Below are 14,112 nucleotides of genomic sequence, written 5' to 3' on the forward strand. Positions count from 1 at the left end.
TCGCCATTGCTAACTTTCCCGCGTTGACAAGCCTGTACTGAACGCCTATACATTTCAAAAGCCAATCCCGCCGTTGCTTACCTACTTGGAGAAACCTATGAACTGGGTTAACAGAAGCCTATTCAACAAGCTGCTGGCAATTATTGTCGGTGGCTGTCTGCTGATCATGATTGCCGGCGTGTTCTATTTCATGCAGGTGAATCAGGGAATCCAGCGCTACAACCAGCTAATCAGTCAAGAAGTGGCAATGGAGCGTGCGATCAACTTGATGCAGAGTGAATTTAAAACACAAGTCCAAGAGTGGAAAAATGTGTTAATCCGTGGAGAAAAGGCTGATCAATTAGAGCGCTTTTGGAACAGTTTTCAGCACCAAGAAGACCGAGTACAGAAAATCGGAAACGACCTGCTTCAAATTATGCCGGAAGGAACCGAACGTCAGACAGTTACTGAGTTTATCCAGGCTCATCAAACTATGGGCCAGGAGTACCGCACAGGGTATCAGCAGTTTGTTGCCAGTGGCTTTGACCATCGCGTCGGTGATCAAGCCGTGGCAGGTATAGATCGAGAACCCTCACGACTGTTAAATCTGGCGGCAACTGAGTTGGCCGACAGTGCGATCCAAGAAGCCAGTATGATCCCTGCTGAGGTCGAAAATGCATCTATCCTCGCCGCCTTACTTTTACTGATTGCTATACTGCTTTTTGGAGTGGTAGCCCTATTGGTGGTTAATCTGGCCATTGTCAAACCCAGCCGCAGTCTAATCAGTGCCATTCAAGATCTGAGTGAAGGACGGCTGGACACAAGCATAGCCATATCACGTACTGATGAGTTGGGTGTTCTAGCCGAATCTGCTCGTCAACTGCAACAGTTCCTGCTTCAGATTGCTGGTGAGATGCGCAAAGCCACGACTGAGCTGACTGAGTCTACTGCCCAATTATCTGGCATCTCGGATAACATCATCGATCATGCAGCGAAAACCAACGACAGCGCATCGTTGGTTGCTACGGCAATGGAGCAAATGGCGCCAGCTAGAGGCCGATACCAGCAATATAGGTACCGTCGTTGGTGTTATTCAGGGAATTTCTGAGCAGACCAACTTGCTAGCCTTAAATGCGGCCATTGAAGCCGCTAGAGCGGGTGATCAAGGACGGGGGTTTGCGGTAGTGGCTGATGAAGTTCGAACACTCGCTCAGCGCACTCAGACCTCAACCGAACAGATCCAGAAGATTATTGAGACTGTACAGAAAGGTGCCAACGAAACTGTTGATGTAATGCAAGCGTCTCATGCCATATCCACTGAAAGCGTGGAAATTTTTGAAGAAAGCTCATCCCAACTTCAGAGTGTCAGCAAATTAATCATCCAGATCAATAATTTCAATGCCCAGGTTGCCACAGCAGCGGAACAGCAAACTAGCGTAGCCAGCGATATTGCTCAAAACATCGCCAGCGTGTCACAGCAAACCCATGAAACCGCCCAGGCGGCTCAAGGCCTGACTGGCATTGCTAGCTTATTGAAGCAAATGGGGCAACGCAATCAGGCACTCACCAGCCGTTTTTCAGGAACCAGCTAACTAATCACATATGAGTGACTTCTTCAGAGGAGTCACTCCCTTCGAGCCAGACGAAAACAAGGCACATAATCCTCATGATTGATTTTCATACGCCGCTGTTTGACAAAACTGTCCAGCAACTCTGCCAGTGCATCAATCACCTGAGGGTCACCAGTTAACTGAAACGGTCCGTGCTCTTCAATGGCCCGAATCCCTGGCTCTTTGACATTACCAGCCACTATGCCGGATAAAGCGCAGCGTAACTGAGCAGCCAATTCATAGTCTGGCTGCTGTAGTGACAGGTTCAAACTGCCCATCAGTTCATGTGTTGGCTCAAAGGGTTTTTGCAGTGCCAGCGGAATCATCAGGTCCCAGTTAAAGTGATAGGACTCACCACTGGATTTACGATAGCGGGTAACTTCATCCAGGCGCTCCTTCATGCGCTGCGCAACCGCATGGGCATCACCGGTGATGATTTCATAAAAGTGCGTGGCCAGCTCACCCAACGTCGCGGCAATAAATTTATCCAGCGTCTCAAAATAGGACTGACTCTCTTCCGGTCCGGTAAAAATCAACGGGAAAGGCATCTGAGCGTTCTCTTCGCGTAGCAAAATACCCAGAATATAAAGTATCTCCTCTGCCGTTCCAGCACCGCCGGGGAACACAATAATGCCATGCCCCACCCGCACAAACGCCTCCAGACGTTTTTCAATATCCGGCAAAATCAAGAGCTCATTCACTATCGGGTTGGGCGATTCGGCCGCAATGATTCCAGGTTCGGTGATACCGAGATAACGCCCCTGAGTAATGCGCTGTTTAGAGTGCGCAATAGTCGCCCCTTTCATCGGTCCTTTCATCGCTCCAGGCCCACAGCCAGTGCAGATATTCAACTTGCGCAGACCCAGCTCATAGCCGACTTTCTTGGTGTAGTCATATTCAGTACGGTTAATCGAATGACCACCCCAGCAGACCACCATATCCGGTTTGATATGAGGCCGCATAACGCCAGCATGACGCAAAATATGAAACACCAGATTGGTGATACGTTCAGATTCACTTAATTCATCGTCGCAACTATCCAGCTCATCCTGCACATACAACAGGTCGCGCAGTACCGAAAACAGATGCTCGCGTATCCCCTGGATCATTTCACCGTCGACAAAAGCCGAGGCCGGTGCATTGATCAGATCCAGCTGAACATCACGGAATTTATGACTGATTTGTACATCAAAACGACGAAAACGATGCAGTACTTTGCGGGTGCTATCCATTTCACTACCCGTATTGAGTACAGCCAAAGCACACTGACGAAACAGAGTGTGTAAACCACTGTTACTTCTATCCTGTAATCGTGCCACCTCATACGGTGACAGGGTGTCCAGATTACCTAAAGGGGTGATACTGGCATCGACAAACTGCTCGGTAATCATACGGCTCTCCTGCTAATCAACTATCCAAGTATATGTTTATATTACTACGCTTTTATCTTAAAACCGCATTTCTGTCCAAAAGGCTGGGTAAAACAGGTGACAAAGATGCACTCTGCTGCGCTGAAGGGTAAAATCAGCGCTCTTTTGCGAATTAACACAGACAGCGAACTCTATGACAACCTCAGTAATCAGTTCTGTTCAAACCGGCGGCCCACGTGAAGAGCTGCATAAATATGACACCCACTACACACTACTGGGTACAGCGCATGTTTCCAAAGCCAGTGCCGATGAAGTGCGTGAACTGATTCGTTCTGGAGAGTTTGATGCTGTCGCCATAGAGCTCTGCCCAGGGCGTCTACGCTCCATGCAGGACCCTGATGCGTTGGCAAAAATGGACCTGTTCCAGGTGATCCGTGAAGGCAAAGCCGGTATGGTTGCCGCCAGCCTGGCACTGGGAGCCTTTCAGCAGCGCGTTGCCGAAGAAAGTGGCATAGCACCAGGGGCCGAAATGAAAGCGGCTCTGGAAGAGGCTGAAACAGCTGGATTGCCCGTAATGGTCATAGACCGGGATATTGGTATCACCCTGAAACGGGTCTATCGCAGCGTGCCCTGGTGGCAACGGATGAACCTGATCAGTGGCTTGATGGCCAGTTTGGTATCTAAAGAAAAAGTCTCCGCTGAAGAGATCGAAAAGCTCAAACAGGGTGATGTGCTGGAATCCACTTTCACCGAGTTTGCTGAAGAGTCTGAACACCTTTACCAGGCCCTGATCGCCGAGCGTGACCATTATATGGCACTGCGACTGGCACAGGAAAATGGCGACAGCCGTTACAAACGCGTACTGGTGATCATCGGTGCCGGTCACCTTAAGGGCATGTCCGACAATCTGCGCGGGCACCTACCTGAAGATCCTACTGAACAGATCAATCTGCTTGAGCAAACCCCCAAGGGGAGTCGCTGGCCGAAATTCATCCCCTGGATCATCATGCTACTGGTAATCACTGGCTTTGCCATAGGCTTCAGTCGTAACACTGACCTGGGACTGCAACTGATTATTGAGTGGGTATTGATCAATGGTACGCTGGCGGCACTGGGTGCCTTGATAGCCACAGCCCATCCACTAACCATTATCGGTACATTTTTTGCGGCACCCTTTACATCACTGAATCCCACTATAGGTGCGGGCATGGTGGCGGCAGCCATTGAAATAGCCATGCGCAAACCGACTGTGGGTGATTTTTCAAGGCTGCGCCAGGATGTCACACAGCTGCGGGGCTGGTGGCGTAACCGGGTATCCCGAACACTGCTGGTATTCATCCTTGCCACCTTTGGATCAGCGCTCGGTACTTACCTGGGTGGCTTCAGAATTTTTGGACAACTCGCCGCAGCGGGCTAACGCTGAGGCTGTTTAACACTGAAAGCCACATGGCTTTATCTGGAGGCATCGGCCACTTCACCGAGCAGATTATTTGCCCAACTTACGCTATTCATATAGCAACGATTGAGTCGCTGAACCACCAGCTGTGATGCAGACCCCAGGCGCGCATCTTCATAGGCGATAGTCAATCGTAGTATCTCGCCCAGGCGTCCCTGCTGCTTCAGCAGCGCCTCGCGTACGGCTTCGCTCAGCGGCAGTTGCAGGCAGAGTTTATCCAGGGGTTCATCCAGCAGAGTGTCCATCATTGATAAGATACCGACAAGAAAAGCACTGTCTGGATGGTCGTGATTCGATTCTTCAGCCAAGCGCTCACACATGGCAGCACGGGTGAGTGCTTTGGGCAACAGCAGCAAATTACAGGGGTTGTTATCAGCCAGCAAAATTACAATAATCAATTTTCGCAGTCCATTAAAACCGACCAGAATCATCGCCTGACGTAAACTGCCAATTTCACACTCACGCCGGTAAAGGGGTGAGTTACATAGCCGCAACAGTCGTATACAAAGTGGCGAATCCTGAGCCATCAGCGATTCCAGCTTGTCATACTCCGGCTCCTGTTCATTCAGCACCGCCAACAGACGCAACTGGGCGGCCTTATTGCTGCTGCGTTTTATAAACTGACTTTGTCTGATTTCCGGACGAGCGTAAAAATAGCCCTGAAACAGGGTAAAGCCCAGTTCGCGGCAATGCTTAAAGGTTTCGAAGTCTTCTACTTTCTCAGCCAGGAGCTCAATGCCGCGTGACTTATACAGCTCAAGATCTTTTTCATTGATACCGTTATTAAGTAGATCAATTTTAACAATATCGGCCAACTCCAGTAACGGCAAAGTGGCGTCATTAAGCACAAAATCGTCTAGAGCAATGCGATAACCCAGTGATTTTACATTACGAAGCGCAGCGATAACTTCAGCATCACCTTCAACACTTTCAAGCACTTCCAATACAATTCGGTCGGCTGCCGGTGGTAATAGATCTAGATTAAGCAGCCAGTCACGGGGGGTATTAAAATAGAGTTCACGCGGACCGCTGAGCGCTTCCCGGCCCATTTCGTAAAAAGCGATATTACACACGCGCGCGGTAGCTACCAGGGGGTTTTCAATCACTGCCACCCTGGCATTCACACTGGCGCGATAAAGCAGTTCATCACCCACATGCCGCAAATGCTGATCACAAATAGGTTGTAGCGCAAGACAATAATCGGTTACTTTTTTCTGTTCCTGTTCTGGCATCAAAGGCTCCCTGCGATAAGGTCCAGAATGCATAAGCACTCTATCACTAAGACAGATAGTAAGCCATTCCGCCGAAAAACCCTATACTTTCGTCCCGATAATGCGTTAACCGCCAGTCATATTCATAAAGCGAACCACCTGGACTTCACCATCCGTAGTGAAGTGATGGGATTCAGGTTTCAACTCCATGGCAGCAATAATGGCCTGGCGTAATGGGCCGCTGGTCAAAGCTGTGATCAATTAATTATCCACAAATCATTCACTCGAACATAGCCTTTTATATCGGGATCAGAATACAGGCGGACTAAAAACCAGTCAGCGCTGTAAGTAGAAATTTTTTCCACCCTGGGCCCTGAATCAGAAACCTGAGTATTGACTAGTAAAACCACCTTTGATTCTTTATCAGGCTGTGTATACATTGAAGCCGATGAGTCAAGCCGAAAGAATTGCTGCCAAGGTAGCGATAAAAAATTATGGCGTTGAAGATCATAAATATCAGAGTCGAAAGCCGCTCCTTCAGGCCAAGACTGAACATCGGTAAGCTTTCCGTTGAGAAACGTAGAGCTCAATTCATGATAGGTCAACACTTCAGTCAAGGTAACCTTGGCAGGCATGGCTATATAGCCTTCCTGGTCCGTCTTAAAGGAATCAGCCAGCGCGCCAAAAGGCTCAAGCACGGCTTCAATTTCATCCTGATCCCAAGCTTCGACTCCACTGTGAACGCGCAAAGGCCCTTGCTCATTAAAGCTATCATAAATAAAAAACCGAACAGCTCGACGACTGTCTTCCGCCAACAGGACTAAGTCTTCGAGCATCGCTTCAGTTTTAGGATCTTGTGGTCCTTGAGGATAAAAACGCAAAAGCAAGGTCTTTGCAGGCTGAGCATCAATTAATTTAGTCTCCCAAGAGAGATCATAGTAATCAATATCCCAGTAAGCCAATAAATGACCTTTAATCACAAAAGGCTGTTCAACTATATTGACTGGCGTATGACTTAAGCCATCCACCCAGGCTCGATAACTTAATTGTCCCAAAACTCTTGGCGCATTCCACCCCACATGCATATTCAATACACTGGCTGTCGCCCAATCATCAAATGAGCGCAGGTCACGTTCAGCATCGATTCTGTGTACAGTCTCGTCAGCGAACGTATCTGTACAGCCAGCCGCCAGTATCGATAAAAGCCCAAGCAAGACAAGACGAGGGATAACAGAAGCCATAGCTCTTCTAGTGCCTGTGTTCATACTGATTGATACTCCCTATCTTGGATTCATTCCGACTCAGCCGCCGGTCATATTCATAAAGCGAACCACCTGTACTTCGCCATCCGTAGTGAAGTGATGGGATTCAGGTTTCAACTCCATGGCAGAAATAATGGCCTGGCGTAACGGGCCGTTATCCTTGGGGTAAGCGCGCAGTATAGGTTTCAGATCAACCGAATGCTCATTACCAAGGCAGAGTAACAACTGCCCTTCTACAGTGACGCGCACACGATTGCAATCGCCACAGAAGTTATGGCTGTGCGGTGATATAAAACCTATGCGGCTGCGACTGTCAGCCATACTGAAATATTTCGATGGACCTCCCGTCATATGTTGCAGTGGCGTCAGTGGATAATTCTGTTCAATCATCGCCTTAACTTCATCACTGGAGCAGAAGGTTTCATCACGACCATGATCAGAAATATTACCCAGCGGCATCTCTTCAATAAAACTGATATCGATGCCTCGTTTGCGCACCATATCTACCAGAGCAAGCACCTCGTCATCATTGCGGCCCCGCATCACCACGGCATTGATCTTGATTTCACTGAAACCGGCGGCCTGTGCAGCATCGATACCGGCCAGCACCTTGTGCAGATCACCATTACGGGTAATTCGACGAAACTTCTCCGGGTCCAGCGAATCCAGGCTAATATTCAGTCGATGCAATCCAGCGGCTTTCAGCTCGGTTGCAAAACGCGGTAACTGACTGCCATTGGTAGTCATGGTGAAATCTTTCAGCCCCAAGGTTCCGATATAATCAACCAATTCCATCAGATCTCGTCTGACCAGCGGTTCACCACCTGTCAGACGGATTTTTTCTACCCCAAGACTGGTAAATACCGACGCAATTCGTCCTATCTCCTCCAACGTCAGTACCTGATCGCGAGGCAAAAAGGTCATTTTTTCACTCATGCAATAGACACAGCGAAAGTCACAACGATCCGTTACCGACAAGCGTACATAACGCACCCGTCGACCAAAACGATCCACCAATGCCGTCGTATTCAGGAGCTCAGTCATTATTATTATCCCAGCGTTGTGCCGCCTGGCTATCTGAAGGACGTGAACTGACCCAATAGTCACCGCTCAGGGTATGTTCTTTCTTCCAGAAAGGCGCCCGGGTTTTCAGATAGTCCATAATGAAGTTACAGGCATCAAATGCGGCCTGACGATGTGCTGAGGCCACAGCCACCAGCACTATCGGATCACCCGGCTCCATCCGGCCAATCCGGTGAATAATCGTACCACCCAGCAGCGGCCAACGTTCAGCGGCTGTTTCAGCAATGGCTTGCAGTTGCTGCTCAGTCATGCCGGGATAATGCTCCAACGTCAGTGCAGTCACATCCGGACGTTCATTGAAATCACGCACGTAGCCGACAAAGCTGGCTAATGCACCAATATCTGTACGCTGCAGACTCAAAGCGTCCAGTTCTTTGCCGGTATCAAAACGTTCGGCATAGACCTGTATTTTGAACATATCAGCCCCCGGTTACCGGTGGGAAAAAAGCCACTTCATCACCGGCTTTAACCGGTACCTGGTTATCGGCCATTTTGTGATTGACGGCGACCATCAAGCCCGCTCTATCCAGCACGGCATCCAGTTCTGGCTGAGTTTGACGCAACCAGTCAGACAAACCACCCACGGTCACTGTAAAACCGGCTGCTTTAAGCTCAGCCGGATCAACGGCCAATTCATCCTGCTTCAGTTGCTCTCGTAATTCAGCAAAAAAACGTACCTGAAGTCTTTCGTGGGGCCGTGTCCTGATCTCATCAACACTGGGTTCAAAGACCACTTCGGCAGATACAGTTTCAGCGGCGTCAAACACCCAGTCACCCGACTTACCGCCCTGCTTGGTTAATACGCGGATATCGCCAATCAGCATGGTTTTATCCACCGCTTTACACATATCGTAAAGGGTCAAAGCCGCAACCGATGCCCCGGTCAACGCCTCCATTTCCACCCCGGTTTGACCTGCCAACTTGCAGGTCACCAGAACGCGGATACCCGGTAAAGCGGTATCTGGTTCAAATTCAACAGACACCTTGGATAACATCAGCGGATGACACAAAGGAATCAGATCTGGCGTACGTTTGGCCGCTTGAATGCCCGCAATGCGTGCGGTAGCAAGCACATCCCCTTTGGCATGACGGTCTTCTATAATCATCTGCAGGGTGGATGCCTGCATAGTTATACTGGCACTGGCAGTGGCTGTTCGGGCTGTCACGGCTTTGGCCGATACATCCACCATGTGCGCCTGCCCTTTGGCATCCAGATGAGTCAGTGTGGTCATAATAGTTGTTCTCCGTTCAAATAATTACACCAGCGGATAGCCAGGCAACCAACGACTGAATGGATAAATTCTGACCCGGGAACCCGCTTCAACGCGGTCCCGGTCCTCTTCAATACGTATCAGGCAGTTAGCTTCATGCATAGAGGTCAGAATGCCAGATCCCTGATGACCGGTGGTACGCACCTCCAGCTCCCCCCCTTCGGTGATAGTAAAAATACCACGGTGGAAATCACTGCGTCCGGTGCGACTTTTCATCGATTCTGTCGCTCTTGCCTGCCACGTCAGCCCTACCCATTCAGTTTCACCCTGAAGCTTACGGATCAACGGCTGCAGCAACAGGCAAAACGTCACCATCACAGCTACCGGGTTGCCTGGCAGACCAGCAAATAAGCATAGCTCGCCATCCTGGTTTAATCCCAGATCCCCAAACGCAATCGGGCGTCCCGGACGGATTGCCAGTTGCCAGAAGCTGGTATTGCCAAGACTGCTCAGTGCCTGCTTAACAAAGTCAGCTTCGCCAACAGATACTCCTCCACTGGTCAGTACCAGACGATTACGCTGGGCCGCCTGCTGTAGTGCCTGCTCAATACTGGCTTTATCATCCGGCAGAATACCCAGATCCTCCACCTCACACTCCAGCCCTTTCAGTACAGAGAGCAGGGTAAAGCGATTGGTATCATAAATACCACTGGGCTGCAGCTCATCACCCGGCGCACAGACTTCATCACCGGTTGAGAATACCGCCACTTTCAGAGGCTTATAAACACTTGCCTGGTGTAGCCCCAATGACGCGAGCATACCTATTTCTATCGGACCCAGACGCTGTCCGCGCCTTAACACCAAACTGCCAACCGCTATATCTTCACCCGCCTGACGCACATTGCTGCCGGGCCTGACAGCCACAGAGTCAGCAATCACCACCCGTGTACCGCGCAGTTCACACATCTCTTGCATCACCACCGTATCGGCACCCGATGGCATCGGAGCGCCCGTGGTGATCTTTACCGCACCGCCTGGCTGCAGCCGGCCATCAAACGCACGACCTGCCAGACTCTGGCCCTGCAGCTCCCATTCAGTCTGCGCTCCTAACTCTTCACCTTTGAGGGCAAAGCCATCCATCGCCGCATTAATATTCTGGGGGACATTAAACGGTGCCACTATATCCTTGGACAGGACTCGGCCCAACGCCGCCGCCAAAGGGCAATCGCAGGAAGGCAGGTGACCAAGCGCCATCGACATAACCAGCCGAGCGCCCTCTTCCAGTTTTAAGTGACGATTGCCTTGGGGAGTGACAAAATCAAAGCAGGAAATATCTTTCTGGCTCATCCCTGGCCTCCGCTGGTTGGACAAAATTGACACACAAAGGTCTCAATCTCATCGAGGTTGTTAATATCCAATAAGGGTAGTTTGAGGCCTTCAGGTAAGGCGCTAGGGTCATCGGTTGCAACTGCAATAATAGTGCGGTCCTGCTCATAACGCAGTGGCTTACCAACAGCGGGCCGGTAGAGTTCGATTTTAGGATAGTTTTCGGCTTTAAAGCCTTCCACCAGCACCATATCCAACTGATCTGTATCCAACTTCGTCAGTAGATCCATCAATTTAGGTGCGTCATCCTGCGGGTCCTCAGTCATCAGTGCCCAACGCTTAGCTGAGGCAATCAACATCTGACTGGCGCCCGCATGCCGCAGTTCATAGCTGTCTTTGCCGGGTATATCAACATCAAAATCATGGTGGGCATGTTTGATACAACCGATACGCAAGCCCCGCTGTTTCAGTCGCGGCAAAAGCTGTTTCAGCAATGTAGTTTTTCCGGTACCACTCCAGGCGGCAAAGCCGAGTACCGGAATATCGTAGGGTTTCATGCGGTCCGATAATCCTATTGTTATTATCTGTTTACAAGCAAGGTTTATTCCTGATTCAAAAGGAATAAACTGACTTATAACGGAGAATTATCGTTAACTCTTCGGAGTTATTTGTTCAGGTGTATTAAAGTTATACAAACTATCCGCAGCAAAACTAACTTGCGCCATACCTACCGAGGCATACCAGCGGTCTGGTTTACGCTCACCGGCTTGTAATGCTGCCCGCAGTTCTGGTAACAGCTGCTTTTGTAGCATCACCACCATCGGCTGCAATCTTTCTCCGTCATCTGCCACAATAACAGGCTTTCCGGTATTAGAGAATTCCTCACTGAAACGATTAACCAGCTCGCGACTTATAAACGGACCATCACAGGGTACAAATACCACCTGATCATGAGACGCATGGGTTAAACCTGTAGCTATCCCCACCAAGGGTCCCTGAAAGCCGGTCAACAAGTCCTCAACAACCCTGACTCCCAAATCAGCATAGCGAGACTGATTACGATTAGCGACGATAATAATTTCATCTACCTGGTCGGACAAACGCTCCATAATATGCTGAATCATCGGCCGCCCCTGGAAATCGACCCAACCTTTATCTTCCCCGCCCATACGGCGCCCCTGCCCACCGGCCAGGATAACCCCTGTTACTGCTGTATTTTGCATCATCCACCCTCAGTGATTAACTTGCCCTGATGCAACTGCCACTGACTGTCGCAAAGTGCCGTCAAGGCACCCTGCTGGTGACTGGTCATCAAAATGGCGGCACCACTTCGGCGTAACTGTGAGACCAATTCTACACAACGCTCAATGCCATTTTCATCCAGACTGGCGATGGGCTCGTCCAGCAGCCAGAATTGCGGCTCACATAACCAAGCCCTGGCCATAGCTAAAGCCTGGCGCTCGCCACCTGAAAGAGTCCGCGCCGCTTGCCCAGCGTGATGAATTAACCCTGACCAGTGTAACGCCTGATCAACGCGTTCACACTTGTCATTTTTAGAACCAGAACGGGATGCCAATACCTGCGCCAGATTTGCCCGTACCGTTTTGTCAAACATATAGGGTTGCTGATGCAGGTAACAACAACGTCCATCTCCTAGACTCACGGGCTGCTGATTGATCAGTACCCGACCAGCACTTGGGCGTTGCAACCCTGCCAGAACTTTCAGCAAAGTAGTTTTACCACTGCCGTTTTCACCTCGCAGATGCACACACTGGCCTGCCAGTAGCTGCAGATAATCGATCTGCCACAGGGTTTCACGCTTAAAACCATGCTGTAATCCAGTGGCCTTCAGCTCAGCAGGTTTCATTGTGCAGCCCCCTGAACACTGCGCCCACGACTAATGCCTACCAGCAGATTTAATCCCAGCGCCAGCACCAGCAATACGATTCCCAAGGCGATCCCCTGCACATATTCACCCTTGGTGGTTTCCAGCGCAATGGATGTCGTAATGGTGCGGGTATAGCCAGCAATATTACCACCCACCATCATGGCACAGCCCACTTCGGCAACAATACGACCGAAGGCAGTCACTGCAGCAGCCAATACAGCAAAGCGTACTTCAAGCGTAATCAACCACAGGGTTTTTAACCGTGAACAGCCCAGCGTTCGCGCTGTTTCCCAGGCATGACGTGACACCCCCTGATAGGCCATGTGCAGCATCGCTACCAGCAGCGGAAAACAGATTAAAATCTGTCCGATAATCATTGCCGGCTGAGTGAATAACAAGCGCAAGTCACCAAACGGGCCGCTACGGGAAAACAGCAACACCAGTGTTAAACCTATAACGACTGTGGGCACCGCTAACAGCGTGTTGTTCAGGGTAACGATGAACCAGTGTCCGGGAAAACGCCAAAAACTCAGCACAAAGCCAAGCATCATCGCAAAGGGAAAGGCTATTAAAAGGGCCGAAAGCGAAACTCTGAAGGACACCAGAATAATGCCCCAGAGCTCCGCATCACCGGAAATCAAAAGATACAATGCAGCTATAGTCGCTTCCGAAATAGAATTCATTACTGCATTGTCTTTCGCATGAAATTATTGTTTAGCAGAGGCAAAAAACAACTGCTCTCCTTCAATCTGAAAACTGTCAATCAAACGCTGCCCTTGTTCTGACACCAGCCAATCCGCCAGCATTTTAGCCAATTCAAATTCAACATGGGGGTGCCGCTCCGGGTTCACCAGAATCACCTGATAAGGGTTAAACAAGCTTTCGTCTCCCTCATAAACCAGTGCCAGATCCAAACGGTTTTTCATCGCCAGCCAGGTACCCCGATCGGTAAGCGCATAGCCTTCCATTTCATCCGCCAGGGACAGTACACGACCCATACCCTGACCGACGCTCCGGTAACCATCAAAAGGCAGAGTTTGTCCGGCATTTTCCCAGAAAGCCAATTCTTTCATGTGGGTTCCCGAGTCATCGCCACGCGACACAAACACTGACCCACTTGCTACAATACGCGAAAAGGCATCCAACGCATTATCAGCGGATCGCAGCTCAGCCGAGTCAGCAACCGGCCCCACCAAAACAAAGTCATTATACATCAACCCTCTGGGATCAACACCATGGCCGCCTGCAACAAAAGCGGCCTCAGCCGCCGGTGCATGCGTCATCACCAGATCCACATCACCATCCTGTCCCAGACGCAGTGCTGCACCTGTACCTACTGAAATTACCTGAACACTGATATCAGTCTCTTCTTCAAAGTGCGGTAATAAAAAATCCAACAAGCCTGAGTTATAAGTACTGGTCGTTGTCGCCAATCTGAGCATTTTTTCAGCAAACGCAGACTGCATTGTCAGCAGCACCAAACAGACTACTAGTAAAAATCGTTTCATAAAGCCCCGCTCCATTGTGTTTATAATTTCATGCAGTTAGAGAGCAAGCAACAGGCCAGCTTTCATGCCAACACTGTCCAAGCCCGCATAAAACATAAAAACAAAGCTAGAAACTCAGGAAGTTTGACGAATTACATCCCATAACTTATCTGCTAATATGAGTCAAAATTACACAGGTCAGACTACATATGGGACATTAGATCCCAAC

Annotated in this window: 15 protein-coding genes and 1 pseudogene; 3 read left to right on the forward strand and 13 right to left on the reverse strand. The window is 49.9% G+C overall.

Annotated elements, in window-relative coordinates:
* The first annotated feature begins 97 nt into the window (after positions 1-97).
* Positions 98-1,087 (forward strand): HAMP domain-containing protein, encoded by a 990-nt coding sequence (locus ACN0R1_RS07335; protein ID WP_417581411.1) that lies wholly within the window; start codon positions 98-100, stop codon positions 1,085-1,087.
* Entirely contained in the window at positions 999-1,571 is a 573-nt protein-coding gene (locus tag ACN0R1_RS07340) for a methyl-accepting chemotaxis protein (RefSeq protein ID WP_417581594.1), read from the forward strand. Before ACN0R1_RS07335 ends, ACN0R1_RS07340 begins: the two co-directional genes overlap by 89 nt.
* A 32-nt stretch (positions 1,572-1,603) precedes the next feature.
* Here ACN0R1_RS07340 and ppnN read toward each other — a convergent pair whose 3' ends face one another.
* The gene (gene ppnN, locus ACN0R1_RS07345) at positions 1,604-2,980 is read right to left on the reverse strand and encodes a nucleotide 5'-monophosphate nucleosidase PpnN (RefSeq protein WP_417581413.1); all 1,377 of its coding nucleotides are present in this window, start codon (positions 2,978-2,980) and stop codon (positions 1,604-1,606) included.
* Between the two features lie 172 nt (positions 2,981-3,152).
* On the opposite strand from ppnN, the gene ACN0R1_RS07350 reads away from it, so the two are divergent.
* Complete coding sequence (locus tag ACN0R1_RS07350; RefSeq protein ID WP_417581415.1) at positions 3,153-4,376, forward strand: TraB/GumN family protein; 1,224 nt, start codon at positions 3,153-3,155, stop codon at positions 4,374-4,376.
* Positions 4,377-4,411: 35 nt separating this feature from the next.
* On the opposite strand, the gene ACN0R1_RS07355 is transcribed toward ACN0R1_RS07350, so the two are convergent.
* The 12 genes and pseudogenes from ACN0R1_RS07355 to ACN0R1_RS07410 form a co-directional block, all read right to left on the reverse strand.
* Complete coding sequence (locus tag ACN0R1_RS07355; RefSeq protein WP_417581417.1) at positions 4,412-5,647, reverse strand: EAL and HDOD domain-containing protein; 1,236 nt, start codon at positions 5,645-5,647, stop codon at positions 4,412-4,414.
* A gap of 105 nt (positions 5,648-5,752) precedes the next feature.
* Positions 5,753-5,860, reverse strand: a pseudogene (locus ACN0R1_RS07360) (GTP 3',8-cyclase MoaA); the annotation flags it as partial.
* Positions 5,861-5,883: 23 nt separating this feature from the next.
* Positions 5,884-6,891 carry a hypothetical protein gene (locus ACN0R1_RS07365; RefSeq protein ID WP_417581419.1) on the reverse strand — a complete coding sequence of 336 codons (1,008 nt, stop codon included), beginning with the start codon at positions 6,889-6,891 and terminating at the stop codon, positions 5,884-5,886.
* 36 nt (positions 6,892-6,927) lie between these two features.
* Positions 6,928-7,932: a GTP 3',8-cyclase MoaA gene (moaA, locus tag ACN0R1_RS07370; RefSeq protein WP_417581421.1), complete on the reverse strand. Its 1,005-nt coding sequence runs from the start codon at positions 7,930-7,932 to the stop codon at positions 6,928-6,930.
* Complete coding sequence (gene moaE, locus ACN0R1_RS07375) at positions 7,925-8,389, reverse strand: molybdopterin synthase catalytic subunit MoaE (RefSeq protein WP_417581423.1); 465 nt, start codon at positions 8,387-8,389, stop codon at positions 7,925-7,927. Before moaE ends, moaA begins: the two co-directional genes overlap by 8 nt.
* Before the next feature lies 1 nt (position 8,390).
* The gene (gene moaC / locus ACN0R1_RS07380) at positions 8,391-9,203 is read right to left on the reverse strand and encodes a cyclic pyranopterin monophosphate synthase MoaC (RefSeq protein WP_417581425.1); all 813 of its coding nucleotides are present in this window, start codon (positions 9,201-9,203) and stop codon (positions 8,391-8,393) included.
* Between the two features lie 24 nt (positions 9,204-9,227).
* On the reverse strand, positions 9,228-10,529 hold the full coding sequence (glp, locus tag ACN0R1_RS07385) for a gephyrin-like molybdotransferase Glp (protein WP_417581427.1): 1,302 nt from the start codon (positions 10,527-10,529) through the stop codon (positions 9,228-9,230).
* Positions 10,526-11,065 (reverse strand): molybdopterin-guanine dinucleotide biosynthesis protein MobB, encoded by a 540-nt coding sequence (mobB, locus tag ACN0R1_RS07390; RefSeq protein ID WP_417581429.1) that lies wholly within the window; start codon positions 11,063-11,065, stop codon positions 10,526-10,528. The genes glp and mobB overlap by 4 nt, the downstream gene beginning before the upstream one ends.
* A gap of 93 nt (positions 11,066-11,158) precedes the next feature.
* On the reverse strand, positions 11,159-11,731 hold the full coding sequence (gene mobA, locus ACN0R1_RS07395) for a molybdenum cofactor guanylyltransferase MobA (protein WP_417581431.1): 573 nt from the start codon (positions 11,729-11,731) through the stop codon (positions 11,159-11,161).
* Complete coding sequence (locus ACN0R1_RS07400) at positions 11,731-12,375, reverse strand: ABC transporter ATP-binding protein (protein WP_417581433.1); 645 nt, start codon at positions 12,373-12,375, stop codon at positions 11,731-11,733. The genes mobA and ACN0R1_RS07400 overlap by 1 nt, the downstream gene beginning before the upstream one ends.
* Entirely contained in the window at positions 12,372-13,079 is a 708-nt protein-coding gene (locus ACN0R1_RS07405; RefSeq protein ID WP_417581435.1) for an ABC transporter permease, read from the reverse strand. Before ACN0R1_RS07405 ends, ACN0R1_RS07400 begins: the two co-directional genes overlap by 4 nt.
* Positions 13,080-13,103: 24 nt before the next feature.
* On the reverse strand, positions 13,104-13,904 hold the full coding sequence (locus ACN0R1_RS07410; RefSeq protein WP_417581437.1) for a substrate-binding domain-containing protein: 801 nt from the start codon (positions 13,902-13,904) through the stop codon (positions 13,104-13,106).
* Positions 13,905-14,112: the final 208 nt, after the last annotated feature.

This window comes from Nitrincola sp. (assembly GCF_048264025.1).
Lineage (GTDB): Bacteria > Pseudomonadota > Gammaproteobacteria > Pseudomonadales > Balneatricaceae > Nitrincola.

Coding starts and splice junctions, on each gene's coding strand:
- mobA (WP_417581431.1), bottom strand. CDS start 11,731: ATGCAAAATACAGCAGTAACAGGGGTTATCCTGGCCGGTGGGCAGGGG.
- ppnN (WP_417581413.1), bottom strand. CDS start 2,980: ATGATTACCGAGCAGTTTGTCGATGCCAGTATCACCCCTTTAGGTAAT.
- ACN0R1_RS07350 (WP_417581415.1), top strand. CDS start 3,153: ATGACAACCTCAGTAATCAGTTCTGTTCAAACCGGCGGCCCACGTGAA.
- moaA (WP_417581421.1), bottom strand. CDS start 7,932: ATGACTGAGCTCCTGAATACGACGGCATTGGTGGATCGTTTTGGTCGA.
- ACN0R1_RS07400 (WP_417581433.1), bottom strand. CDS start 12,375: ATGAAACCTGCTGAGCTGAAGGCCACTGGATTACAGCATGGTTTTAAG.
- ACN0R1_RS07355 (WP_417581417.1), bottom strand. CDS start 5,647: ATGCCAGAACAGGAACAGAAAAAAGTAACCGATTATTGTCTTGCGCTA.
- ACN0R1_RS07410 (WP_417581437.1), bottom strand. CDS start 13,904: ATGAAACGATTTTTACTAGTAGTCTGTTTGGTGCTGCTGACAATGCAG.
- ACN0R1_RS07335 (WP_417581411.1), top strand. CDS start 98: ATGAACTGGGTTAACAGAAGCCTATTCAACAAGCTGCTGGCAATTATT.
- moaE (WP_417581423.1), bottom strand. CDS start 8,389: ATGTTCAAAATACAGGTCTATGCCGAACGTTTTGATACCGGCAAAGAA.
- ACN0R1_RS07365 (WP_417581419.1), bottom strand. CDS start 6,891: ATGAACACAGGCACTAGAAGAGCTATGGCTTCTGTTATCCCTCGTCTT.
- ACN0R1_RS07405 (WP_417581435.1), bottom strand. CDS start 13,079: ATGAATTCTATTTCGGAAGCGACTATAGCTGCATTGTATCTTTTGATT.
- glp (WP_417581427.1), bottom strand. CDS start 10,529: ATGAGCCAGAAAGATATTTCCTGCTTTGATTTTGTCACTCCCCAAGGC.
- mobB (WP_417581429.1), bottom strand. CDS start 11,065: ATGAAACCCTACGATATTCCGGTACTCGGCTTTGCCGCCTGGAGTGGT.
- moaC (WP_417581425.1), bottom strand. CDS start 9,203: ATGACCACACTGACTCATCTGGATGCCAAAGGGCAGGCGCACATGGTG.